Here is a 22,609-nt window from a genome sequence, read left to right as displayed (position 1 = left end):
AAACTCCACAGGTAAACGCGGGTAACACCCCAGGTCACAGAAGTAAGCGCATACCGACCGCCCAGTTCGGCGAAACGGTCGCGCGAGCCCGCTACCTACGAGTAGCGTGCGCGCTGCTCACCCCCCGCTCCCTGCGGTCCCGCCCCGGACCCGAGCCACGCAAGGAGAACCGGGATGCCCGACGCGTTCTCGTCCCCCGAGCACCCCCGGCCACGCCGGCAACAACCGCCCCAACATCCGTACGCACCGCCTCCGTACACCCCGCCCTCGTCCCCCCGGGCCCCGCTCCCCCAGCCGTACCCGCCCCACCAGAACGACCCCGACGACTACGACGACCACGACCCCACCCACTACGCCCCCGACCCCACCCAGCTGACCTATCCCTGGCAGCCCCGCCCCCGCCCCGCAGAGCCCCCGCAGCCTCGGATGCCGCGCCACCGGCCCCTGGGGCAGCACAGCGACATCAGGCTCCTGCGCGGCGCCTACCGCCGCCAGCGCCGGGTGGCGACCCTCACCGCCCTCGGCTACTTCACCCTGTTCCTGCTCCTGTCGGCGTTCGCCCCCTCACTGATGACGGGCACGGTGTCCGGCGGCCTGTCGACCGGCCTGCTGCTCGGCCTGCTCCAGGTCCCCGTCACCTGCCTCGCCATCGCCGTGTACGAGTACTCCGCGCGCAGGCGCCTCGACCCGATCGCGGACCGCATCCGCAGACAGAGCGAACTCGACGCCCGACGGGAGGCGGCACGATGACGGGGTTCACCAGTTCCGCGCAGACCATGTCGCTCGTGGCGTTCACCGCCGTCGCCACGATCACCCTGCTGCTGTGCGTGATGACCGGCCCGGACCGCGACGACCTCGACGAGTTCTACACCGGGTACGGCTCGCTCTCCCCGATGCGCAACGGCCTCGCCATCGCGGGGGACTACATCTCCGCGGCGAGCGTGCTCGGCACCGGCGGGGTCATCGCCCTGGCCGGCTACGACGGCGTGGTCCTCGCCCTGAGCACCGCCCTGTCGCTGATGCTGCTGATGTTCCTGCTGGCCGAACCGCTGCGCAACGCGGGCCGGTTCACCATGGGCGACGCGCTGGCCCGCCGAACACCGGGCCGCGCCGTCCGCAACACGGCCTGCGCGGTGACCATCGTGGCGCTGCTGCCTCTGATGCTGGTCCAGCTCGCGGGCGCGGGCGACCTCCTGGCGTTCATCCTCGGCTTCTCCAACGACTCCCTCAAGACCGGCTGCGTCATCGGCCTCGGCGGGCTGATGATCAGCTACGCGGCGATCGGCGGCATGAAGGGAACCGCCCTCATCCAGATCCTGAAGATCGTGATGCTGCTCGGCTCGGGCCTGGTGGTCGCGATCCTCGTGCTCCACCGCTTCGACTGGAACCCCGGCACCCTGCTGACCGCCGCGGCCGGCAACAGCGGGGTGGGCGACGCGTTCCTGCGCTCCGGACTCCAGTTCGCGGGCGGCGCCAGCCCCCGCCTGGACATGATCACCTCGGAGCTCACGGTCGTCCTCGGCGGCGCCTGCCTCCCCCACATCACCATGCGCATGTACACCGCCGACAGCGCCCGCCAGGTGCGCAGGTCGCTGTCCTGGGCGGTGCCGTGCGTGGCCCTGTTCGTGCTGATCGTCGGCGTCATCGGCTTCGGCGCCACGGCCCTCGTCGGCCGTGAGGCGATCGCCGCCGCCGACCCGCAGGGCAACACGGCCTATCTGCTGGGCTCCCGGGCGGCCTTCGGCACCTCCGTCTCCACCGCCGAGACCCTCCTGTTCACCACCGTGACGACGGCGATCTTCCTGACGCTGCTCGCCTCCGTCGCCGGGATGATCCTGGCCTGCGCCAACTCCCTCGCCCACGACGTGTTCGCGCACAGCCGCCTCTTCCGCGGCCGGCGCCGGGGCGACGAACTCTCCCCGCGCCGCGAGATGCTGCTCGCCCGCATCTCCGCGCTGGCGGTGGGGATCCCGGCCATCCTGCTGTCCACCCTCGCCCAGCACCACAGCCTGCAGCCGCTGGTCACCCTGTCGTTCTGCATCGGCGCCTCCGCGATCGCGCCCGCGCTGGTCTACAGCCTGTTCTGGCGCCGCTACACCCGCGCGGGACTGCTCGCCACCCTGATCGGAGGCACCCTCACCGTCCTGCTCCTCATGCCCGGCACCAACCTCGTCTCCGGCTCCCCCGCCGCCGCGTTCCCGGACGCGGACTTCAACTGGTTCCCGTTCACCACGACCGGCATCGTGTCGATCCCGCTGGGGTTCGTCTACGGCTGGCTGGGCACGGTCGCCTCGGGCCGGCGCAAGGCGGAGGAACAGCGCCGGCAGTACGAGGCGGTGGAGGGCTGGATCCTGGCGGGGGCGATCCGCAAGGGGCGCTGAGGACGAGGCGGGCGCCAGGGAGACCCCCGCGGGACGGCGGAGCGGCTACTCCGCAGGGGCCCGCCCGGTGAGCGAGGTGAGACTGCTGCGTACGTGGTCCATGTGGGCCCGTACGTCGTCCCACCGCTCCCCGTGCTCCCGCAGCACCCGGTCCGTCTCCCGGGCGATCCGCTCCTCGCTGATCCGCGCCTCCGCGACCAGCCCGGCCGCTCGCGCCGCCGCGTCCTCCTGCTGGTGCCGGTCCCACTCCCTCGCCTCCGCGAGGGCCCGCTCGGCCCGGGCCAGCGTCTCCCCGGCGCCCGCCTCGCGTTCGAGCGAGACCGCCTCGGCCGCGGCCGCGCGCTCGGCGACGGTGTGCTCGAACTCCGCCTCCCCGGCGGCCTGCTCGGCCTCCTGGGCGGCGGTCAGGGCCTCCGCCCGCCCCCGTACCTCACGCAGCGCCGCCAGCACCTCGCCGCGGCTCTCCTTCACCTCGCGCCGGGCGGAGACACGTACCTCGTCCGCCTCGGCGCGCGCCTCCCGCAGCCGCCGCAGGGCCCATTCCTCCGCCTCCTCGCGGACCTCGACGGCGTACGCCTGCGCGGCCTCCCGCACGTCACGGCCCACCGCCTCGGCGGCCTCGGCCTCCGCCCGGGCCTCCCCGCGGGCCTCCCCGCGCAGGAACTCGGCCTCCTCCCGCCCGAGCTCGAAGATCCGCCGCGCCCGTTCGCCGAGCTCCTCGTACGTCTGCGGGGCGAGCCGGGTGACCGCGTCCCGCAGCCGTTCCGCCTCGGCCTCCATGTCCTTCGCCAGCACGGTGAGCCGGGCCGCCCGTTCCCAGGCCGCGTCACGGTCCCGGGAGAGCGCCGCGGCGTACGCGTCGACCTGTTCGGGACGGTAGCCGCGCCCCCGTACGGCCACGAAGCCGTGCGGCGACACCGGTGTGCTGCTCATCCTTGGACCCCTCTCCGCCCGACACACACGAAAAGACGATTTCGCGCACATCTTGATGGATCACGCGGAAGTGTTCATAACGCGACACTCCGCCCGTCCAATCGGCCGCGGAAAGGTCACAGGCGTGACATTCCGGGTCAGTGGCGCCGCTGCGAAAGCACGAGGCGCCCGGCCCGTGATCCGGGCCGAGCGCCTCATCCGTACCGCCGTCGTACCACTCGTACGGCCGTCGTCCGGCTCTCACCGCCGCCTCAGCGGGCCGCAGTCCCAGCGGGCCGCCGTCTCAGCCGGCCGCCGCCGTCGCTAGAGCAACCCGTCCCACATCTCCTCCAGCAGGACCGACCACCAGCTCTCCGGCGAGGCCAGGGCCGCCGGGTCGAGGGAGGCGAGCTGGGCCTGGAAGTCGACGGTCCAGCGGCCCGCCTGCTCCTGGTTGAGCCCGAACCGCAGCCGCCACATCCGGCCGAGCAGCGCCAGGCAGCGCGCGAACTCGGGCAGACCCGTGTTCACGAACTGCGGCGGCACCGGAGCACCGCCGGGACCGGCCTCCACCGGCACGGCGACGATGTTGGCGGTGCCGTACTGGACACAGATCGCCTTGCCGAAGTCGCTGCCCATGACGAGGTACGAACCCGCGTCCGAGGACGCCGCCACCCCGCGCTCCTGCGCCAGTTCGGCGAGTGTGGGCACCGGACGGCCCGGCTGGGCCTGCGCCCAGAAGAACGGGCCCATGTCGACCGGCAGTCCGGCCACGACCAGCGTGTGCGCCACGATCGGCGGGACGCCCTGCCGCGACACGGCCGCCTGGTCGAACCGGAACAGCCCCGGCCCGAACGCCGCCGCCAGCTCCTGCGCGATCGCCTCCGGCGGGATCGGCGGCGCGGGCTGCACCGGGGGAATCGGCGCCCGCACCGGGGCCGGACGCGCCGGCCCGTCCGCGACCTGGTGCAACTCACCCTGGTGCGCGAGCAGTTGGTGCATGCCCTGCTGCCGGCTCGCGTGGTCCGTGCCGTACGGCGCGATGCTCGTGATCCGCGCCTGCGGGAAGGTCTCCCGGATCATCCGCGCGCAGTAGGCGCCCGGCAGCTCACAGGACTCCAACTCCGTGTGCAGCTCCAGCACTTGCTGCGGCGGCACGTTCATCGCCCGCAGCTCGTGCAGGATCTGCCACTCCGGGTGCGGGGTGCCCGGCGCGGAACGCCGGATCAGCTGCTGCTCCGAGCCGTCCTGGGCCCGGTAGCGCAGCACGGCCTGATAGCCGGGCCCCACGGTGGGAAGTCCCGTCTGCGGATAGCCGTACGCGGGCTGCTGACCGGGCAACGGCTGCGGGGCGCCCTGCGGCACACCGGGAGCCTGCGGGGGCGGCGGTACGCCGAGGCCACCGGCCGGAGGGGCGAACATCGTCGCCGCGTGGTGCACCTCACCCGAGGGCGCGCCTCCGGGAGCACCGGGCGCGCCGGGAGCACCCGGCGGCTGCGGCGCGCCGGGACCGCCGACAGCGGGGCCCGCCAGCATCGTCGCGGCATGGTGCGCACCGCCGGGAGGAGGCGTCGCGCCCGGCGGCGGAACCGGAGCACCCTGCTGCCAGGGAGCGCCCGGAGCTCCGGGGGCACCGGGCGGCTGCGGCGCGCCGGGGCCGCCCACGGCGGGGCCCGCAAGCATCGTCGCGGCATGGTGGACACCGCCCGGAGGTGGCGTGGCACCCGGAGGAGGGGTCGCGCCGGACGGCGGGGGCGGGCCGGGCACGCCCTCGGGCCCGTCCGGCCCGAGCTGCGAGACGAGCTGCGTCGGGATGTAGCCGCCCGCGGGCGCGGCGGGCGCCGGCGGGGGCGTGGCGCCCGGCCGTGCGCCCGGAACGCCCGGAGCGCTCGGCGGATGCGGGGTACCGGCCGTGCCGCCGCGCGCCGCACGGGGCGGCATCGCCTTGCTGGTCGCGGCGTCGGCGATGTCCCCCGCGTTCGGGGACAGCGGCCGTGCGGGCGTGGCCGACGGTGCACCGGGAGCACCCGGGGCCGACGGGGCGCCGGGCGGCGGAGTGCCCGGACCGTGCGGGAAGCCGTACGCGGGCGCGCCGGGAGGCGGCGTTCCCTGGGGGCCGCCGGGCGGCGGGGTGTGCTGCCCCGGGCCCTGCGGATAGCCGTAGGAGGACGCGTCCGGAGCGCCGTGCCCCTGCGACGGGGCCCCGGCCGGACCGGCCACCGGCGACACGGTCGTGCGCGGGAGCTGGCTGCCGCCGGACATCATGGCGGTCTGGTCGTGCGCGGCGACGGGCGGCGGAGTGCGTCCGTCGTCGGGGTCCGTCAGCGGCGGGGCGAACACGGTCGCGGGCAGCGGTACGGAACGGTCGTCCCCGGGATCGGCGTTGGTGTCCGTCCCGGCCCACGGGGTCGCGTCGGCCGGCATGTCCGCCCGGGCGCCCTGCGGGACCTCGTCGTCGGTCGCGGCGTCCGGCCACGGCGTGGCCCCGGCCGGGACCGGCGCGGTCGCCGGGGACCCGTGCTCGCCGGAGTCCCCCGGCGCACCCGGAAGCGAACTCCCGCCCCCGGAGGCCCCGTTGACGGACGAACCCGCCCCGTCCGATCCGGACGATCCCGACCCCGAACCGGCACCCGCACCCGCACCCGCACCCGCACCCGCACGACGGTCCGGGATCCCCATCTTGTCCGCGGCCTCCTGAAGCCACTCCGGGGGACTCAGCAGGAACGACGTCTGGTTCAGGTCGACGCGCGCCGGGGGCGCCGGCGCGGGTTCGGGGGAGCCTGCCGGCACCCCGTACTCCTCCTCGTACCGGCGGATCACCTCGCCCACCGGCAGCGCGGGCCACAGCGTGGCCTCCCCGCTGTCCCGGGCGATGACGAGCCGCTGCGCGCCCCCGTCGGACCGCGGCCCCTCGGCCCGGTCCTCCGCCCATACGACGAAGCCGAGTTCGAACTCGCGCACCCGCACCTCACGGTGCTGGTACCCGGCCACGTCCCCGTTGATCCACTCTTCGGCGCGCTCCTGCGCCTGTGCGAAGGTCACCATCGCAGTCTCACTCCCCCACCGAAGACACCGAGGAGACGGGCACGGCGTGCGCGAAGCCGCCGTCCACCATCAGATTCGCCACCGTCTCCAACTCCGGCGGATTTCCCGCCAGCCGGGACAGGAACGCGTCGAAGTCGTCGCCGCAGGGCAGCAGCAGCCGCTGCACCCGCTCGGCCGGCGGCCACGCGTCCTGGTCACGGGCGTCGTCGAACGCGCAGAACCAGACCGAGCCGATCCGGTCGCCCTTGACCTTCACGGCCAGCAGACCGCCCTGGACGAACCCGACGCCCAGGTAGTCCTTGGTCAGATGGTCGCGCAGGCACTTGTTGACGTACACGAGGTCGTTGACCGCGGCCTCGTCGCGCACCGTGAACAGCGGCTGGTCCACCAGCAGTCCGAGCTCGGCGTCGAGCGCGGCACCGACCGGCGCGCAGCCGCCCGCGGCCTTCAGGAACGACCGGTAGGCACCGGGGAGCCGGTAGCCGAGGTCCTCCTCGACGGCCAGCACCTGCTGCTCCGTCACCGCGACCGACGACTTCGGCAGTCCGAAGTGCGCGGGCCGGGTCTCCTGCAACGGCCGCGTGCCCCGCTTGGAGTGGTCGACGGCCGCGGTCGCGACACCGCCGTGGTGCCGCAGCAGCGCCTTCACCTCGACCGGCACCAACTCCAGCCGCCGGGTGCCCGCCACGTGGTGCCACGTCCAGCCGTGCGGGGTCGCCACCGAGGGGATCGTGTCCCACAGGTCGTGACCGGACGCGGCGAGCGCGGCGTTCGCGGAGACATAGTCCGTCAGCCTCAACTCGTCGACGCCGAAGCCCTCCGGGGGCTCGGCGATCTCCGCCGCGGCACGCGCGTAGAGCGAGAAGTCCGGGTAACCGCGCTCGTCGATCCGCACGCCTCTGGGATGGCGCGCCGCCCGGACCGGATCCGGGAAGTGCACGACCTGCCCGGCGTAGGCCGCGTTCGGCGGCGCGGCTTGCTGCCCGAGCCGACCTGTCGTCATGGCGGTTTCCCCCTGCGGCGTCTTCAGTAGCTTGATGGAGCGCGGATGTCGACAGCCTATTCGGTTGTACGACACCGGTCACCGGGCCTCCGGTTCCGTGACCAGCCGTCACCCCGTAGTGACCGTATGCCGAAGACCTGGCGTGTCGCGGCGCCCCAGCTACCGCTCGCGCCACCCGGTTTGGCAGTCTGTCTCCGCACCGGGGGATGCACGGGAGGGAAAGACGATCATGAACGCGACGCATACGGGCACGTCCGGGGACCCCCGGGTCGGCTGGAGCAGCGCCGAGGCGCTGCACGCGCCCGCCCTGCTGTACCGCCGTGACGGCATACTCCCCACCGTCGCCGCCGCTCTCTCCGTCCGCGGCACCACTCTCACCGGCACGGCCGCCCGGGGGGACCAGCCACCCGCTCTTCACCCGCTGGTCCAGGACTTCCTCGACACCCTCACGAACATCCAGCGCGACCGCTTCACCGGCCGCTGCGCCGAGGCCATCCTGATCTCCCGCCAGATCGCCTCCGCCGACGCCGAGCGCAGCAAGCGCGCGGGCCGCAGGCCGATGACCAACGGCGAGGCCCGCAAGGCCCTCAAGGGCGCCAAGCTCACCGCACGCCGCATCCGTGAGGACGGCGACCCGCTGCACGGCAGCTTCGCCGCACCCTGCCGCTCCTGCACCGCGCTCAGCGGTCACTTCGGCGTCCGCATCGTCGACCCGGCGGCACCGGACGCCTGAACTCCCCCTCCCCCGTATCCGTACGTATGACGGCGTCCCGCGACGCCGGGTCCCATCCCTCGACGAACGAAGGGCAGATGCACTCCGAACGCTCCTCCTCCAGCCTCTTCTCGCCTCCCGGGCAGGGGGGACCCTCGTCACGGTTCCCCGAGCCCGTGGACGCCGTGCTGCGCTCCGCGGGGTGGCAGCCGGGACGCTGGGACATAAAGCAGGCCGAGTACTGGGCCGACGAACTGCGCGGACACGAGTCACCCGCCGGGCACCGGCACGCCGTGTTCCCCGCCGCGGTCGAGGCCTGGGCGGAGTTCGGGGGGCTGCGGGTCGCTTCCGCGGGGCCCGGGCGCCGGCCGGCGCCGGCCGCGCTCGATCTCGACCCGCTGCACGGGCTGCACATGGCCCGGACGCTCGGGGACCTCGGGCGCGCGCTCGACACCGAGGTGTGCCCCCTCGGCGAGGAGCCCGACTCGCGCGCGCTGCTCGCCATCGACGCGGAGGGGCGGGTCTACACCCTGGACCACACAGGTGACTGGTACCTGGGCCCCCACATCGACGCAGCCCTCACCACCCTCCTCACGGGCGCCCCTCCGGCCCGCCTGACCACAACCTGACGGCCACCCCCACCCCCGACCAGCCTTCTCTCGCCCCCTCCACCCCTACCCAACCCGCACCCACGGGCTCCGCCCCCGTCCCCCCGCTCCTCAAACCCCGGAGGGGCTGAATTCTCCCCGGCCGGGACTGGAACGTTGCGGGCCGGGAGCTGGGAGGTCGCCGGGCCGGGACAGGAACGGCCCCGGGTCGGAGCCGGAACGTTGCTGAGCCGGCGCTGGAAGGTTGCCGGGGCGGGGCAGGAACGGCCCCGGGCCAGTGTCGGAACGCCGCTGAGCCGGAACTAGAAGATTGCCGGGGCGGAAACGGTCAGGCAGGCCCCATGACCTCACCCGCGGTCGGGATCCGACGGGAGGGGCTGGAACTCGGCCACGATGCGCGGGCACCCGGCGACACGCGTGAGGGGGGGCCGTGCCGGTACATCGATGCCCGTCGCCACTAACGTCCACATCTCCGTCCGACGGCGACGGGCTGATGCACCGGCACGGCCCCGACCCACCACCGGACCGCACCCGCGACCGCGAAGCGCCCGGCAGGGCTATGCCGGGATGACCGCCGACACCCGGAACCCGCCCGCGTCCGTCGGCCCCGACACGAACACACCCCCCAGAGCGGCCACCCGCTCCTTCATCCCCAGCAACCCGTTCCCCCCACTGGGCAGCCCCACCGACGACCCCGCCCCCACCTCCGGCGGACAATCGTTCTCCACCTGCATCGCGATCTCGGACACCCGATGCGCCAGCCGGACGTACGTCTTCGCCCCCGCCGCGTGCTTGTGGACGTTGGTCAGCGCCTCCTGCACCACCCGATAGGCGGTCTGCTCGATCTCCCGGGCATACCCCCGCAGATCCCCCTCGACGGACAGCGCCACGACCATCCCGGCCGCCGCCGACTGCCCGACCAGCTCGTCGATCTCGGCCAGACTCGGCCCCTCACCACCACCCGAGTCGTCCGCGGCCCGCGACGCGGCGGCCGCCGCGGCAGCCCCTACCGCGGCCAACGGCACCGCCGGCCCCCGCACGTCCGAACCGCCCCCCGTGCGAAGCACCCCCAACATCTCCCGCAACTCGGTAAGCGCCTGCCGCCCCATGTCCCCCACCAGCGCCGCGTTCTTCACGGCCTTCTCGGGATCCTTCCGGGCGACCGCCTGAAGCGCCGCCGCGTGCACCACCATCAGCGACACCCGATGCGCGACGACGTCGTGCATCTCCCGCGCGATCCGGGTCCGCTCCTCGTTGCGGGCCCACTCGGCCCGCTCCTCCGCCCGCTCAGCGAGCAGCTGCAGCTCCCGCTCCAGCGAGTCGGCCCGCTCCCGCAGGCTCTCCATGAGCCGCCGCCTGGCCCCCATGTAGAGACCGAGCAGCACGGGCGGCGCGGTCATCCCGATCGCCGTGGTGAGGGAGGCGAAGGGGACGAGCCAGTTCCCCATCGGCACGTCCCCGTGGGCCACGCTCTGGTGGGCCCGGACGAACGTGACGATCAGCATGCCGGCGAAGGACATCCCGGCCAGCGCGGCGGTGATGCGCCGGGGCAGCTCGGACGCGGCGAGGGTGTAGAGCCCGACGAGTCCCATCAGGAACCCCATCTGGGCGGGCGTGATCGCGATGGACACCAGGACGACCGCGATGGGCCACTTGCGCCGGACCAGGAGCACGGACCCGGCGACCGCTCCGAAGGCGACCCCCACGGGGGCCGGCAGCCCCGCGTCGTGCGCGAAGCGGACCCCCTCGCTGCCGCACTCGAACGCGGACACCAGGGCGAGCCCCGCGTCCAGCAGTGCACTGCGCCATCCGACCCACCACCACGGCCCGTTCCCGGCCCCGGTGTGCTCTTCCCCCGTCGTGGTCATGCCTCCAGCCTACGGTTGCACCCCGAACCATTTCCGGTGAGTTTCTCCGACTGGCCTACACCACACGCGACCATCGGGCAGAGGCAAAACCTACCGATATCGCTCGAACTATTGAATCGATCACCGTTCGACCCTGGAAGCCCGCATTCCGGCAGGACGGTTTGCCCATGGCACATTCACAGAACAAGCACCGGGACTTCGACTCCTTGCGCGAACAAGCGGTAGCGCTGCGCCGAGCAGGACTCAGCCGCCGCCAGATCCGCGACCGGCTGCACATCCACAACAACGACATCCTCAACCGCCTCCTCGAAGGCGAGCCTCCACCGGACTGGACCCGGCGCCCGCTCGCGAAGGACGACCTCCGCGCCAAGGCCCGCGAGCTACGCCTCCAGGGCTGGACCTACGACCGGATCCAGCTCGAACTCGGCTGCTCGAAGAGCTCGATCTCCCTGTGGGTCCGGGATCTGCCACAACCGGAACGCCGGACACGGACACGCGAGGAGGCTTCGGCGATCGCCCGGCGCGGCTGGGAGGCGACACTGCGAAAGAGGGAGGACGAACGCCGACAGACCAAGCATCTGGCGGCCGAAGAGATCGGTGCCATGACGGACCGGGAGCTCTTCCTCGTGGGCGTGGGTCTGTACTGGGCGGAGGGATCCAAGAGCAAGCCCTACAGGCGGCAGGAGCGCATCGTCTTCGTGAACAGCGATCCAGACATGATCACCGTCTTCCTGGCCTGGCTGGGCCTGCTCGGAGTCGAGCGAAAACACCTCCGGTTCGCGGTACACATCCACGAGACCGCCGACGTGTCAGCCGCCGAGATGTTCTGGGCGAAACACGTCGGCATCGAAACGGCCGACCTCCTCAAGACCTCTCTCAAGAAGCACAATCCGCGCACCAACCGCAAGAACACCGACGAGGGTTACCGCGGCTGTCTTCGGGTCGGCGTGCGCGGCGGCGCCGACTTGTACCGTCGCATCGAAGGCTGGTGGTACGGCATAGTGTTGTCCGCACGCGAAGCCGAGGAATCGAATCGGACATAGCGCGCATGCCATCCCGGGTCGTCTAATGGCAGGACAAATGGTTTTGGTCCATTGAATGAGGGTTCGATTCCTTCCCCGGGAGCCCCAGCGAGAGGGTCGTGACGAGGTCTGTCAGGGCCCTCTCCCACATGCCTCCTGATTCGCCCCGGTATCCTGCGGATGTCCCACCCCCCGTTCATCCGAAGCCGAAGGGCAGTCCCGTGAGCTCCAGTCGCCCGGCAGCCGTCGTCGTACTCGCAGCGGGTGAGGGCACCCGTATGAAATCGGCCACACCCAAGGTTCTGCACGACATCTGCGGACGCTCGCTCGTCGGCCATGTTCTGGCCGCCGCGCGCGAGTTGGACCCCGAGAACCTGGTCGTCGTGGTGGGGCACGCGCGCGAGAAGGTCGTCGGGCACCTCGCGGAGATCGACCCGGGTGTGCGGACGGCGGTGCAGGCCGAGCAGAACGGCACCGGGCACGCGGTCCGGATGGCCCTGGAGGAGCTCGGCGGCGGCCTGGACGGCACGGTCGTCGTGGTCTGCGGCGACACCCCCCTGCTCAGCGGCGACACCCTGCGCGCGCTGGCCTCGGCCCACGGCACCGACGGCAACGCCGTCACCGTGCTGACCGCCGAGGTCCCCGACGCCACCGGCTACGGCCGCATCGTGCGCGACGCCAGCGGCGCGGTCACCGCGATCGTCGAGCACAAGGACGCGAGCGACTCGCAGCGCGCGATCCGCGAGATCAACTCGGGCGTCTTCGCCTTCGACGGCCGGCTGCTCGCCGACGCGCTCGGCAAGGTGCGCACGGACAACAGCCAGGGCGAGGAGTACCTGACGGACGTCCTCGGCATCCTGCGCGAGGCCGGGCACCGGGTGGGCGCGGCCGTGGCCGCCGACCACCGCGAGATCGCCGGCATCAACAACCGCGTCCAGCTCGCCGAGGCCCGCCGCATCCTGAACGACCGGCTGCTCACGCGGGCCATGCTGGCCGGCGTCAGCGTCGTCGACCCCGCGACGACCTGGGTCGACGTGACGGTCACCTTCGAGCAGGACGCGATCGTGCTCCCCGGGACGCAGCTCCAGGGCGCCACCCATGTGGCGGAGGGCGCCGAGGTCGGCCCCAACTGCCGCCTGAAGGACACCCGGGTGGGCGCCGGAGCCCGCGTCGACAACACCGTGGCCGACACCGCCGAGGTGGGCCCCGAGGCCAAGGTGGGCCCCTTCGCGTATCTGCGCCCGGGCACCCGGATCGGCGTCAAGGCCAAGGTCGGCACATACGTCGAGACGAAGAACGCGACGATCGGCGAGGGGACGAAGATCCCGCACCTGTCGTACGTGGGCGACGCGACGATCGGCGAGTACTCGAACATCGGCGCCGCGAGTGTGTTCGTGAACTACGACGGGCAGGACAAGCACCACACGACGATCGGCTCGCACTGCCGTACGGGTTCGGACAACATGTTTGTGGCTCCTGTCACGGTCGGGGACGGCGCGTACACCGCGGCGGGCTCCGTGATCACCAAGGACGTGCCGCCCGGTTCGCTGGCCGTGGCCCGTGGCCAGCAGCGCAATATCGAGGGCTGGGTGGCTCGCAAGCGTCCCGGAAGCGCCGCCGCGAAGGCCGCGGAGACCGCTTCCCGGGAACCGGACGGCGAAGGCTGACCGGAAAACGGCACGTCCGGGACGGCGTACCGTGATAAGTGCACACCCGCACCCCTGCTGAGAAGCCTCTCGCAACCCAGCTGAGACGGCTGCTCACGCCCACTGAGATGACCTCTGAGGAGACAGTGCTGTGACCGGGACCAAGACGACGACCGGCGAGAAGAAGATGATGTTCTTCTCCGGCCGCGCCCACCCCGAGCTTGCCGAGGAGGTCGCCCACAAGCTGGGTGTCGGGGTCGTCCCGACGAAGGCCTTCGACTTCGCCAACGGCGAGATCTACATCCGCTACCAGGAGTCCGCGCGCGGCGCCGACTGCTTCCTGATGCAGAGCCACACGGCTCCCATCAACAAGTGGATCATGGAACAGCTGATCATGATCGATGCTCTCAAGCGGGCCTCCGCCCGGAGCATCACCGTGATCGTGCCCTTCTACGGTTACGCCCGTCAGGACAAGAAGCACCGTGGACGTGAACCGATCTCGGCGCGTCTGATCGCGGACCTGATGAAGACGGCCGGCGCGGACCGCATCCTCACGGTCGATCTGCACACGGACCAGATCCAGGGCTTCTTCGACGGACCGGTGGACCACCTGTTCGCGCTGCCGATCCTCGCCGACTACGTGGGCGCCAAGGTCGACCGCTCCAAGCTCACCGTCGTCTCCCCGGACGCCGGCCGTGTGCGCGTCGCCGACCGCTGGTGCGACCGTCTGGACGCTCCGCTGGCCATCGTGCACAAGCGCCGCGACAAGGACGTCGCCAACCAGGTCACCGTCCACGAGGTGGTCGGTGACGTGAAGGGCCGTGTCTGCGTCCTCGTCGACGACATGATCGACACCGGTGGCACCATCTGCGCCGCCGCCGACGCGCTGTTCACGCACGGCGCGGAGGACGTCATCGTGACGGCCACGCACGGTGTGCTCTCCGGCCCGGCGGCCGACCGTCTGAAGAACTCCAAGGTCAGCGAGTTCATCTTCACCGACACCCTGCCGACCCCGGGCGAGCTGGAGCTCGACAAGATCACGGTGCTCTCGATCGCGCCGACGATCGCGGACGCGGTGCGCGAGGTCTTCCTGGACGGCTCGGTGACGAGCCTGTTCGAGGAGCAGTAGGCCTCACCCCGACGACCCGCGGCGGACCCCTCCGCCGGCCGGTCGCCTAGATCGATTTCTTGTACGGCCTCCCCGCCCCGTAAGCTGTCACAGTTGCTCGGCGAGGGAGGCCGCACTTGTGTGCGGCGGTCCGTTATCGACGCGCTCTTCGTAGCAGGCCGATGGTTTGGCCGGGTGACCTTCTTCCCCAAGTTCTACGAGGAGTGAACATGTCCGAGGTCAAGCTCGCCGCCGAGTCCCGCACCGAGTTCGGCAAGGGTGCCGCCCGCCGCGTCCGTCGCGAGGGCAGGGTCCCCGGTGTCGTCTACGGTCACGGCACGGACCCGGTCCACATCACGCTTCCGGGCCACGACCTGCTCCTCGCCCTGCGTACGCCGAACGTCCTGCTCGCCCTGGACCTGGACGGCAAGACCGAGCTCGCGATCCCGAAGGCCGTCCAGCGCGACGCCATCAAGGGCTTCCTGGAGCACGTCGACCTGCTCCTCGTGAAGCGCGGCGAGAAGGTCACCGTCGAGGTCTTCGTGCAGACCGAGGGCGAGCTGGCCCCGGGCAGCTTCCTCGTCGAGAACGTGCTGAACACCCTGACGGTCGAGGCCGAGGCCACCCACATCCCGGAGTCGGTCACCGTCTCCATCGAGGGCCTGGAGGCCGGTGCCTCCATCCACGCCAAGGACATCAAGCTCCCCAAGGGCACCACGCTGGCGATCGACGAGGACGCGGTCGTCATCCAGATCCTGGCCGCCCAGGCCGAGGAGCCGGCCGCCGAGGGCGAGGCCGAGGGCGACGCGGCCGCCGAGGCCTGATCCTCCGGAATTTCAGCTGTGTCAGCCGCCGCTCCTTCACGGGAGCGGCGGCTGCCGCGTATCACGGACACATGGGAGACACGGACGTGACGACCGACGCCAACGCGCCCTGGCTGATCGTGGGCCTCGGCAATCCGGGCCCCGAGTACGCCATGAACCGGCACAACGTGGGCTTCATGGTGGCCGATCTGCTGGCGGAGCGGATCGGCGGGAAGTTCAAGCGGGCGGGCAAGGCGCAGGCCCAGGTGATCGAGGGCCGGATCGGCCCGCCCGGGCCGGCGAACCGCCGGGTGATCCTGGCCAAGCCGATGTCGTACATGAACCTGTCGGGCGGTCCGGTGACGGCGCTGCGGGACTTCTACAAGGTGCCGACGGCGAACATCGTGGCGGTCCACGACGAGCTCGACATCGACTACGGCGTGTTGCGGCTGAAGCTGGGCGGTGGCGACAACGGCCACAACGGTCTGAAGTCGATGACGAAGGCGATGGGCGCGGACTACCACCGGGTGCGGTTCGGCATCGGCCGCCCGCCGGGCCGGATGCAGGTCGCGGACTTCGTGCTGAAGGACTTCGCCTCCGCCGAGCGCAAGGAACTGGACTACTTCGTGGACCGGGCGGCGGACGCGGTGGAGTGCCTGGTGATCGAGGGCCTGGAGCGGGCACAGGGCACGTACAACTCCTGAGGGACGCCCGGGCCGCCAGGTCCGAGCAGCAACTCCTGAGGGACGCCCCGGGGCGGTGGGGTCCGGGCACGACCCCGGACTCCCGGCACCCGACATGGCCGCACAAGGGACGACTTGTCCCCCACCGGGGTTGACCGAGCGCTTGGCCATGGCCAATGATCCCGGCCATGCGTGCTGCCGTCACCTCCAGCCAGAGCGCGTACGCGGCGCTGCGTTACGCCCAGCTCGCGGTGATGGGCGTGGTCGCCGGACTCATCCTGATCGCGGGAGTGTGGGCCTCCTGGGGCACCGCCCAGCACGTGATGCTGAGCAAGGGCCGGGAGCAGGGCACGATCGACGTGCGGTCGTGCTCGGGGGACGTCTGCACCGGGCCGTACACACCGGTGTCACCCGGTTCACGGGCCCGCGCCCGGGTCGTCATCGACCAGTCGGTGGCGGTGGAGAAGGGCCGGACGTACACGGTCACGGTGAAGCCGGGCAGCGACCAGGTCGTCCGCAGCGGCCCTGCCGGTCTGCTCTACGCCTGGGTGCCGCTCGCGGGCGCCCTGCTGCTGGCCTCGGTGGTGGTCGCGGGCGGTCTGCGGCTGACCCGGGTCGCCTGGGCGATGGCGGGCGCGGGGATCGCCCTGCTGACGGCGACGATCCTGGTCGTCTGAGACCCGTCCCGTGCCTCCGGGGCCGGGCCGCGACAACACGAAGGCGCCCTCGGCGCTCGTCCTGGGACGAGCGCCGAGGGCGCCTTGTCGTGCGTCAGCCGGTGTTGCGCAGACCCGCCGCCACACCGTTGACGGTCAGGAGCAGGGCCCGCGAGAGCAGCGGGTCCGCCGCCTGGCCGGCCTCGGCCTCCTCGCGCTGGCGCTTGAGGAGGGCGACCTGGAGGTAGGAGATCGGGTCGAGGTAGGCGTCCCGGATGGCGAAGGTCTGCTGGAGCACCGGGTTGGTGTCGAGCAGCTGCTCGCCGCCGGTGATGCGCAGCACCTCGCGCACGGTGAGCTCGTGTTCGGCCTCGATGACGGCGAACACGTGCTGGAGCTCCTCGGGGACGAGGGTGTCGACGTAGTGCCGCGCGATCCGCAGGTCCGTCTTCGCGAGGGTCATCTCGACGTTCGAGAGGAAGTTCCGGAAGAAGTGCCACTGCTCGTGCATCTCGTCGAGCACGGTGTCGAGGCCCGCCTCGCGCAGTGCCTTGAGGCCGGAGCCGACGCCGAACCAGCCGGGCACGATCTGCCGGGACTGGGTCCAGCCGAAGACCCACGGGATGGCGCGCAGTCCGTCGAGCGAGACGCCCGAGCCGGGGCGGCGGGAGGGCCGCGAGCCCAGGTGCAGGTCGGCGAGCTGGTCGACGGGCGTGGAGGCCAGGAAGTACGTCGGCAGGTCGGGGTCCTCGACGAACCGGCGGTAGGCGGAGTGGGCGGCGTCCGAGACGACGTCCATCGCCGCGTCCCAGCGGGCCAGCGCCTCGTCGGACTGGCGGGGCGCGGTGTGCAGGGCGGACGCCTGCAGGGTCGCGGCGACCGTCAGTTCGAGGTTCTCGCGGGCGAGCGAGGGGACCAGGTACTTGTCGGAGATGACCTCGCCCTGCTCGGTCACCTTGATCTCGCCCTCCAGGGTGCCCCAGGGCTGCGCGAGGATCGCGTCGTGCGAGGGGCCGCCGCCGCGGCCGACGGTGCCACCGCGGCCGTGGAAGAGGCGCAGGCGCACGCCGTAGCGGTGGGCGACGTCGCGGAGCCGGCGCTGGGCGCGGTGGATCTCCCACTGGGAGGTGGTGATGCCGCCGAACTTGGAGGAGTCGGAGTAGCCGAGCATGACCTCCTGGACGTCCCCGCGCAGTGCCACCAGACGGCGGTACGAGGGGTCGGAGAGCATGTCCTCCAGGATCGTGTCCGCGGCCTTGAGCTCGTCGGTGGTCTCCAGGAGGGGCACGATGCCGATCTTGGCCCAGCCGGCGTGCAGGTCGAGGAGCCCGGCCTCGCGGGCGAGGACGGCGGCGGCGAAGACGTCGTCGGCGCCCTGGCACATCGAGATGATGTACGACTCGATGACCTCGGGCCCGAAGATCTTCAGGGCCTTCTTGACGGTCTCGAAGACGCCGAGGGTCTTGGCGCCGTCGGCGTCGAGCGGCGCGGGGGTCGGGGCGAGCGGACGGCGGGAGCGCAGTTCCTTGGCGAGGAGCTTGGCCCGGTAGTCGCGCGGCATGTCCACATAGCGCCAGGACTCCTCGCCGAGGCGGTCGAAGAGCTGGCCGAGCGCGTGGTGGTGGGCGTCCGCGTGCTCGCGCACGTCCATGGTGGCGAGCTGGAGGCCGAACGCGGCCAGCGTGCGGATCGTCCGGTTCATGCGGCCGTCGGCGAAGAGGCCGCCGCGGTGCTCGCGCAGCGAGGTCTGGATGAGCGTGAGGTCGCGCAGCAGTTCGGCGGTGCCGAGGTAGTCGCGGCCGTCCTCGTGGGGGGTGCCCTTGGCGAGGCGGAGCTTGGTGTTCTCCAGCTTCTGCCGGATGCAGGTGGCCTTGAGCCGGTAGGGCTCCTCGGCGTTGAGGCGCTTGTAACGGGGGCTGATCTCCGGCAGGAGTTCGAGGTCGCACTGGAGGGATTCCAGGAGTTCCTCGGTGGCGCCCGTGTAGCGGATGGAGTTCGACAGGAAGCCGCGGAGCTCGTCGATGAGTTCGAGCGCGTCGTTGATGCCGTGCTCGTGCTGGAGGATCAGGACGTCCCAGGTGACGGCGGGGGTGACGTTCGGGTTGCCGTCGCGGTCGCCGCCGATCCAGGTGCCGAAGGTGAGCGGGCGGGTGTCGTCCGGAAGGGCGACGCCGACACGCTCGAGTTCGGCGGTGAGGTCCTCCAGGACGTCGCCGACGGCGCCCGCGTGGAGCTCGTCGAGGTAGTAGATCGCGTTGCGCGCCTCGTCGGCGGGCTCGGGGCGTACGACCCGGAGCTCGTCCGTCTGCCATACGAGGTCGATGTTCTCGGCCAGACGGGTGTCGTAGCGGCGGCGGTCGGCCTCGATGACCGGGGTCTCCAGGAGCGCGGCGATGCGCCGCAGCTTGTTGAGGACGGAGCGCCGGGCCGCCTCGGTGGGGTGGGCCGTGAAGACGGGGCGGACGTTGAGGTTCTTGACCGTCTGGCGCAGGTGCTCGGGGTCGGCGTCCTTGAGCCGGTCGGCCGTCCGGGCGAGGAGGCCGCCCTCGGCGGCGCGCTTGGCGCGCAGCTCGCGGCCGCGGTGCACCTGCTCGGTGACGTTGGCCAGGTGGAAGTAGGTCGAGAAGGCGCGGACCAGCTTGGCCGCGGTCTCCAGTTCGGTGCCGCGCAGCAGCTCGGCGGCGGCCTCGCCGTCCTCGCGGGTCAGGCGGCGGACCTTCTCGACCAGTTCCAGGAGCTCGGGGCCCTCCTGGCGTACGAGGGTCTCGCCGAGGAGGTCGCCCAGGCGGCGGATGTCGGCGCGCAGTTCGCTGCTGGTCGTCGTGGTCTGGTCGTCGGCACTGCTCACAGGTGCGGCTCCTTGCAGTGGTGAAGCTCGTCTGAAGAGTGGGGAATCTCGTTCGAAGCTCGTCCGGTAGGGAACCCGGGTGACGACCGCGCGCGGCGGGTGCCGCTCTGGGAGGTGGCATCCGGGAAGAAATCAGAACGGACCGCGCTGTCCGACCGACTCCAAGGATAGGTGTCCCCAAGGACGCGCAGGCTCTCGGGCTCTTGCCGCGGGGCCACGCGCTGACATACTTACGTCGCCGTAGGTTACGGACCCGTAGGTATTCCTGTCGGACGACGGGAGGACCGTGAGGTTCGCACCCGGACACTCTCTTCCCCGCCGTTCCTCACCCTCGAACCCTCCAGGGGACGCCCACATGACCACGAGTTCCGATGTGATCGACGACGCCCCACGGGCGGACGACGACGCGACCGCGCTCCCCGCCGCGACCCTCGGCGGCGAGAAAAAGGGATCGCTCGAGCAGATCACCCTTCTTCTCTTCATCGCCGTCCCCTTCCTGGCGCTGCTCGCGGCGGTGCCGCTGGCCTGGGGACGGGGGCTGAGCTGGCTGGACGTCGGCCTGCTGGTCTTCTTCTACTACCTGGGCTGCCACGGTGTGACGATCGGCTACCACCGCTACTTCACCCATGGCTCGTTCAAGGCGAAGCGTCCGCTGCGGATCGCGATCGCCATCGCCGGCTCGATGGCGGTCGAGGGTCCCCTCGTGCGCTGGGTGGCCGACCACCGCAGGCACCACAGGTTCTCCGACGCGGAGGGCGACCCGCACTCCCCGTGGCGGTACGGCGAGACGGTTCCGGCGCTGATGAAGGGCCTGTGGTGGGCCCACATCGGCTGGATGTTCGACGAGGAGCGGACCTCGCAGGAGAAGTACGCGCCCGATCTGGTCAAGGACCCGGTGATCCGGGCGATCTCGCGCCAGTTCATCCTGTGGACGCTGCTGTCGCTGGCGCTGCCGCCGCTGATCGGCGGTCTGGTGACGATGTCGTGGTGGGGCGCGTTCACCGGGTTCTTCTGGGGGTCACTCGTCCGGGTGGCGCTGCTGCACCATGTGACCTGGTCGATCAACTCGATCTGCCACGCGGTCGGCAAGCGGCCCTTCAGGTCGCGGGACCGTTCGGGGAACGTGTGGTGGCTGGCGGTGCTCTCGTGCGGCGAGTCCTGGCACAACCTCCACCACTCCGACCCGACGTCCGCCCGGCACGGGGTGGACCGCGGCCAGATCGACTCGTCGGCGCGGATCATCCGCTGGTGCGAGCAGCTCGGCTGGGCCTACGACGTGCGCTGGCCGTCACGCTCACGTCTCGATTCACGGCGCAGCGAGGGCGGGAACGGCTCCCGGCGCAAGACGGAAGCCGCCGAAGCGGCATGATTGACGGCGTGGCGACCGACTCCAGCAGCACCCCGAGCACCGAAAAGCCGCGGCGCGCGCGCCGCACCCGCATGACCGGCGCCGAGCGCCGGCAGCAGCTGCTGGAGATCGGCCGCACCCTGTTCGCGGCCAAGGGGTTCGAGGGCACGTCGGTGGAGGAGATCGCGGCGAAGGCCGGCGTCTCGAAGCCGGTGGTCTACGAGCACTTCGGCGGCAAGGAGGGCCTGTACGCGGTGGTGGTCGACCGTGAGATGCGGCGGCTGCTGGACATGGTGACCGGTTCGCTGACGGCGGGCCATCCGCGGGAGCTGTGCGAGCAGGCGGCGTTCGCCCTGCTGGACTACATCGAGGAGTACACGGACGGGTTCCGCATCCTGGTCCGTGACTCGCCGATCCCGCAGTCGACGGGTTCGTTCGCGTCGCTGATCTCGGACATCGCCACCCAGGTGGAGGACATCCTGGGCCGGGAGTTCAAGAGCCGCGGCTTCGACTCGAAGCTGGCGCCGCTGTACGCCCAGGCGCTGGTGGGCATGGTGGCGCTGACGGGCCAGTGGTGGCTGGACGTCCGCAAGCCGCGCAAGGCGGAGGTGGCCGCGCATCTGGTGAACCTGGCGTGGCACGGGCTGGACGGTCTGGAGCCGAAGCCGCGGCTGATAGGGCATCGCAAGGCCTGAGGGCGCGGCGCGCGCCCCCGGTTCAGTCCGGGGGCGGGAGCGGCTCCAGGAACTCCAGGCGGTTGCCGACGGGGTCCTCGGAGAAGAAGCGCCGGTGGCCGGGCAGGTCCTCGTCCCAGCTGACGGGGGCTCCGGCGGCGGCGATCCGGGCGGCGAGGGCGTCGATGCCGGTGACGCGCAGTCCCGGGTGGGCCTTCCGCGCGGGACGGAAGTCGGCCTCGATCCCGAGGTGCAGCCGGACGGACCCGGTCTCGAACCAGCAGCCCCCGCGTCCGGCGAGGACGGGCGGCTTGGGGGTCTCGGCCAGGCCGAGGGCGCCGGTGTAGAAGGCGCGCAGCCGGTCCTCGGATCCGGGCGGGGCGGCGAGCTGGACATGGTCGAGCGCGGTGATCATCAGGCCTCCTTCCGGGCGACGGCGAACAGCCGGCGGAACGGCAGCACGGTGCCGTAGGGCCGGGCGGGGTAGGCCTCGCGCAGCAGGTCCCGGTAGGCGGTGAGGAAGGCGTCGGCGGCCTCGGGGTCGTCGGCGAGGGCGGTCAGCACGGGCCGCAGCGCGGTCCCCTTCGCCCAGTCGAGCACGGGGTCCTTCCCGGTCAGCAGCTGCATGTACGTGGTCTCCCAGACGTTCGTACGGCAGCCGGCGCTCTCCAGGCGGTCCAGGTAGACGACCGGGTCGTGGACGGAGTCCGCGGCGCGCGGGGCGTCTTTGACGAGGCCCTTCCAGCGGGGGGAGCCGGTGAGTTCGCGCAGCAGGACGTGCAGCGGGGCGTCGGTGTTGTGGGGCATCTGGAAGGCGAGCGTGCCGCCGGGCGCGAGGGCGTCGAGCCAGCCGGGGAGCGCGTCCAGGTGTCCGGGCACCCACTGGAGGGCGGCGTTCGAGGTGATCAGGTCGTAGGTCTCCGCGGGCGTCCAGTCGGTGAGGTCGGCGTGGGCGAAGTCGAGCCGTCCGCCGCCGGCCGTGGGACCGGCGTACTCCTCGGTGCGGGCCAGCATGTCGGCGGAGTTGTCGTAGCCGGTGATGCGGGCGGCGGGCCAGCGGCCGGCGAGGTGGGCCGTGACGTTGCCGGGGCCGCAGCCGAGGTCGGCGATGCGGGCGGGGTCGCCGGGCAGGTCGCCCACCTGGGCGAGGAGGTCGGCGTAGGGGCGGGCCCGGTGCCGGGCGTGGCGCAGGTACTGGCCCGGGTCCCAGGTGGGGCTGGGGGCGGCGGTCATGGGTGGCCTCCTCGGATGTCGGCGCGGGGGTCGCGCACCGCGGCGGGGCGGCGGCGACC

Annotated in this window: 19 protein-coding genes and 1 tRNA gene; 13 read left to right on the top strand and 7 right to left on the bottom strand. The window is 71.9% G+C overall.

Features of this window, described 5'->3' with window-relative positions; all coding sequences use genetic code 11:
- Positions 1-174 precede the first annotated feature (174 nt).
- The gene (locus tag IO36_RS46570) at positions 175-750 is read left to right on the top strand and encodes a DUF485 domain-containing protein (protein WP_078943752.1); all 576 of its coding nucleotides are present in this window, start codon (positions 175-177) and stop codon (positions 748-750) included.
- Positions 747-2,381: a sodium/solute symporter gene (locus IO36_RS40575; protein ID WP_037628175.1), complete on the top strand. Its 1,635-nt coding sequence runs from the start codon at positions 747-749 to the stop codon at positions 2,379-2,381. Before IO36_RS46570 ends, IO36_RS40575 begins: the two co-directional genes overlap by 4 nt.
- Before the next feature lie 45 nt (positions 2,382-2,426).
- Here IO36_RS40575 and IO36_RS40570 read toward each other — a convergent pair whose 3' ends face one another.
- From IO36_RS40570 to IO36_RS40560, 3 genes are all read right to left on the bottom strand, one after another.
- A complete protein-coding gene (locus tag IO36_RS40570) occupies positions 2,427-3,314 on the bottom strand; it encodes a hypothetical protein (protein ID WP_037628174.1) in 888 nt (295 codons plus the stop codon).
- Positions 3,315-3,617: 303 nt separating this feature from the next.
- Positions 3,618-6,338, bottom strand: coding sequence for an SUKH-4 family immunity protein (locus IO36_RS40565; protein ID WP_037628173.1), 2,721 nt, complete (start codon positions 6,336-6,338; stop codon positions 3,618-3,620).
- 7 nt (positions 6,339-6,345) lie between these two features.
- On the bottom strand, positions 6,346-7,341 hold the full coding sequence (locus tag IO36_RS40560) for an SMI1/KNR4 family protein (protein ID WP_037628172.1): 996 nt from the start codon (positions 7,339-7,341) through the stop codon (positions 6,346-6,348).
- Positions 7,342-7,570: 229 nt separating this feature from the next.
- Between IO36_RS40560 and IO36_RS40555 the strand changes: the two genes are divergently transcribed.
- Together IO36_RS40555 and IO36_RS40550 are read left to right on the top strand one after the other, a co-directional pair.
- Positions 7,571-8,074, top strand: a complete 504-nt coding sequence (locus IO36_RS40555; RefSeq protein WP_037628171.1) for a YwqJ-related putative deaminase — start codon at positions 7,571-7,573, stop codon at positions 8,072-8,074.
- A 77-nt stretch (positions 8,075-8,151) separates the two neighbouring features.
- A complete protein-coding gene (locus IO36_RS40550; protein ID WP_037628315.1) occupies positions 8,152-8,682 on the top strand; it encodes an SUKH-3 domain-containing protein in 531 nt (176 codons plus the stop codon).
- A gap of 536 nt (positions 8,683-9,218) precedes the next feature.
- On the opposite strand, the gene IO36_RS40545 is transcribed toward IO36_RS40550, so the two are convergent.
- The gene (locus IO36_RS40545; RefSeq protein WP_037628169.1) at positions 9,219-10,529 is read right to left on the bottom strand and encodes a sensor histidine kinase; all 1,311 of its coding nucleotides are present in this window, start codon (positions 10,527-10,529) and stop codon (positions 9,219-9,221) included.
- Between the two features lie 167 nt (positions 10,530-10,696).
- Here IO36_RS40545 and IO36_RS40540 point away from each other — a divergent pair, with 167 nt between their 5' ends.
- The 7 genes from IO36_RS40540 to IO36_RS40510 all read left to right on the top strand — a co-directional run bounded on the left by IO36_RS40540 (position 10,697) and on the right by IO36_RS40510 (position 16,468).
- Positions 10,697-11,572 carry a hypothetical protein gene (locus tag IO36_RS40540; protein WP_037628168.1) on the top strand — a complete coding sequence of 292 codons (876 nt, stop codon included), beginning with the start codon at positions 10,697-10,699 and terminating at the stop codon, positions 11,570-11,572.
- Positions 11,573-11,583: 11 nt separating this feature from the next.
- Positions 11,584-11,654, top strand: a tRNA-Gln gene (locus tag IO36_RS40535).
- 118 nt (positions 11,655-11,772) lie between these two features.
- Positions 11,773-13,218 carry a bifunctional UDP-N-acetylglucosamine diphosphorylase/glucosamine-1-phosphate N-acetyltransferase GlmU gene (gene glmU / locus IO36_RS40530; protein ID WP_078943751.1) on the top strand — a complete coding sequence of 482 codons (1,446 nt, stop codon included), beginning with the start codon at positions 11,773-11,775 and terminating at the stop codon, positions 13,216-13,218.
- A 130-nt stretch (positions 13,219-13,348) separates the two neighbouring features.
- Positions 13,349-14,326, top strand: a complete 978-nt coding sequence (locus IO36_RS40525) for a ribose-phosphate diphosphokinase (protein WP_037628166.1) — start codon at positions 13,349-13,351, stop codon at positions 14,324-14,326.
- A gap of 209 nt (positions 14,327-14,535) precedes the next feature.
- Entirely contained in the window at positions 14,536-15,129 is a 594-nt protein-coding gene (locus IO36_RS40520; RefSeq protein ID WP_037628165.1) for a 50S ribosomal protein L25/general stress protein Ctc, read from the top strand.
- Between the two features lie 71 nt (positions 15,130-15,200).
- Positions 15,201-15,812: an aminoacyl-tRNA hydrolase gene (pth, locus tag IO36_RS40515; RefSeq protein ID WP_037628164.1), complete on the top strand. Its 612-nt coding sequence runs from the start codon at positions 15,201-15,203 to the stop codon at positions 15,810-15,812.
- A gap of 167 nt (positions 15,813-15,979) precedes the next feature.
- Entirely contained in the window at positions 15,980-16,468 is a 489-nt protein-coding gene (locus IO36_RS40510; RefSeq protein WP_387707185.1) for a hypothetical protein, read from the top strand.
- Between the two features lie 94 nt (positions 16,469-16,562).
- Here the strand turns inward: IO36_RS40510 and ppc are convergent, their stop codons facing one another.
- Positions 16,563-19,295 carry a phosphoenolpyruvate carboxylase gene (gene ppc / locus IO36_RS40505; protein WP_037628163.1) on the bottom strand — a complete coding sequence of 911 codons (2,733 nt, stop codon included), beginning with the start codon at positions 19,293-19,295 and terminating at the stop codon, positions 16,563-16,565.
- 355 nt (positions 19,296-19,650) lie between these two features.
- On the opposite strand from ppc, the gene IO36_RS40500 reads away from it, so the two are divergent.
- Together IO36_RS40500 and IO36_RS40495 are read left to right on the top strand one after the other, a co-directional pair.
- Positions 19,651-20,664 carry an acyl-CoA desaturase gene (locus IO36_RS40500; protein WP_037628162.1) on the top strand — a complete coding sequence of 338 codons (1,014 nt, stop codon included), beginning with the start codon at positions 19,651-19,653 and terminating at the stop codon, positions 20,662-20,664.
- The gene (locus IO36_RS40495; protein WP_037628161.1) at positions 20,661-21,338 is read left to right on the top strand and encodes a TetR/AcrR family transcriptional regulator; all 678 of its coding nucleotides are present in this window, start codon (positions 20,661-20,663) and stop codon (positions 21,336-21,338) included. Before IO36_RS40500 ends, IO36_RS40495 begins: the two co-directional genes overlap by 4 nt.
- A 22-nt stretch (positions 21,339-21,360) precedes the next feature.
- Here the strand turns inward: IO36_RS40495 and IO36_RS40490 are convergent, their stop codons facing one another.
- On the bottom strand, positions 21,361-21,732 hold the full coding sequence (locus IO36_RS40490) for a VOC family protein (RefSeq protein ID WP_037628160.1): 372 nt from the start codon (positions 21,730-21,732) through the stop codon (positions 21,361-21,363).
- A complete protein-coding gene (locus IO36_RS40485) occupies positions 21,732-22,550 on the bottom strand; it encodes a trans-aconitate 2-methyltransferase (protein WP_037628158.1) in 819 nt (272 codons plus the stop codon). The genes IO36_RS40490 and IO36_RS40485 overlap by 1 nt, the downstream gene beginning before the upstream one ends.
- Positions 22,551-22,609: the final 59 nt, after the last annotated feature.

It is taken from the genome of Streptomyces aureus (assembly GCF_000725495.1).
GTDB lineage: Bacteria > Actinomycetota > Actinomycetes > Streptomycetales > Streptomycetaceae > Streptomyces > Streptomyces aureus_B.
Note: the sequence above shows the minus strand (reverse complement) of the source record. Positions and strands in the feature narration are given on the sequence as shown.

Bases quoted from the DNA above. Each gene is read 5' to 3' on its own strand.
- IO36_RS46570 (WP_078943752.1), top strand. From the start codon at position 175: ATGCCCGACGCGTTCTCGTCCCCCGAGCACCCCCGGCCACGCCGGCAA.
- IO36_RS40575 (WP_037628175.1), top strand. From the start codon at position 747: ATGACGGGGTTCACCAGTTCCGCGCAGACCATGTCGCTCGTGGCGTTC.
- IO36_RS40570 (WP_037628174.1), bottom strand. From the start codon at position 3,314: ATGAGCAGCACACCGGTGTCGCCGCACGGCTTCGTGGCCGTACGGGGG.
- IO36_RS40565 (WP_037628173.1), bottom strand. From the start codon at position 6,338: ATGGTGACCTTCGCACAGGCGCAGGAGCGCGCCGAAGAGTGGATCAAC.
- IO36_RS40560 (WP_037628172.1), bottom strand. From the start codon at position 7,341: ATGACGACAGGTCGGCTCGGGCAGCAAGCCGCGCCGCCGAACGCGGCC.
- IO36_RS40555 (WP_037628171.1), top strand. From the start codon at position 7,571: ATGAACGCGACGCATACGGGCACGTCCGGGGACCCCCGGGTCGGCTGG.
- IO36_RS40550 (WP_037628315.1), top strand. From the start codon at position 8,152: ATGCACTCCGAACGCTCCTCCTCCAGCCTCTTCTCGCCTCCCGGGCAG.
- IO36_RS40545 (WP_037628169.1), bottom strand. From the start codon at position 10,529: ATGACCACGACGGGGGAAGAGCACACCGGGGCCGGGAACGGGCCGTGG.
- IO36_RS40540 (WP_037628168.1), top strand. From the start codon at position 10,697: ATGGCACATTCACAGAACAAGCACCGGGACTTCGACTCCTTGCGCGAA.
- IO36_RS40520 (WP_037628165.1), top strand. From the start codon at position 14,536: ATGTCCGAGGTCAAGCTCGCCGCCGAGTCCCGCACCGAGTTCGGCAAG.
- pth (WP_037628164.1), top strand. From the start codon at position 15,201: ATGGGAGACACGGACGTGACGACCGACGCCAACGCGCCCTGGCTGATC.
- IO36_RS40510 (WP_387707185.1), top strand. From the start codon at position 15,980: ATGCGTGCTGCCGTCACCTCCAGCCAGAGCGCGTACGCGGCGCTGCGT.
- IO36_RS40500 (WP_037628162.1), top strand. From the start codon at position 19,651: ATGACCACGAGTTCCGATGTGATCGACGACGCCCCACGGGCGGACGAC.
- IO36_RS40495 (WP_037628161.1), top strand. From the start codon at position 20,661: ATGATTGACGGCGTGGCGACCGACTCCAGCAGCACCCCGAGCACCGAA.
- IO36_RS40490 (WP_037628160.1), bottom strand. From the start codon at position 21,732: ATGATCACCGCGCTCGACCATGTCCAGCTCGCCGCCCCGCCCGGATCC.
- IO36_RS40485 (WP_037628158.1), bottom strand. From the start codon at position 22,550: ATGACCGCCGCCCCCAGCCCCACCTGGGACCCGGGCCAGTACCTGCGC.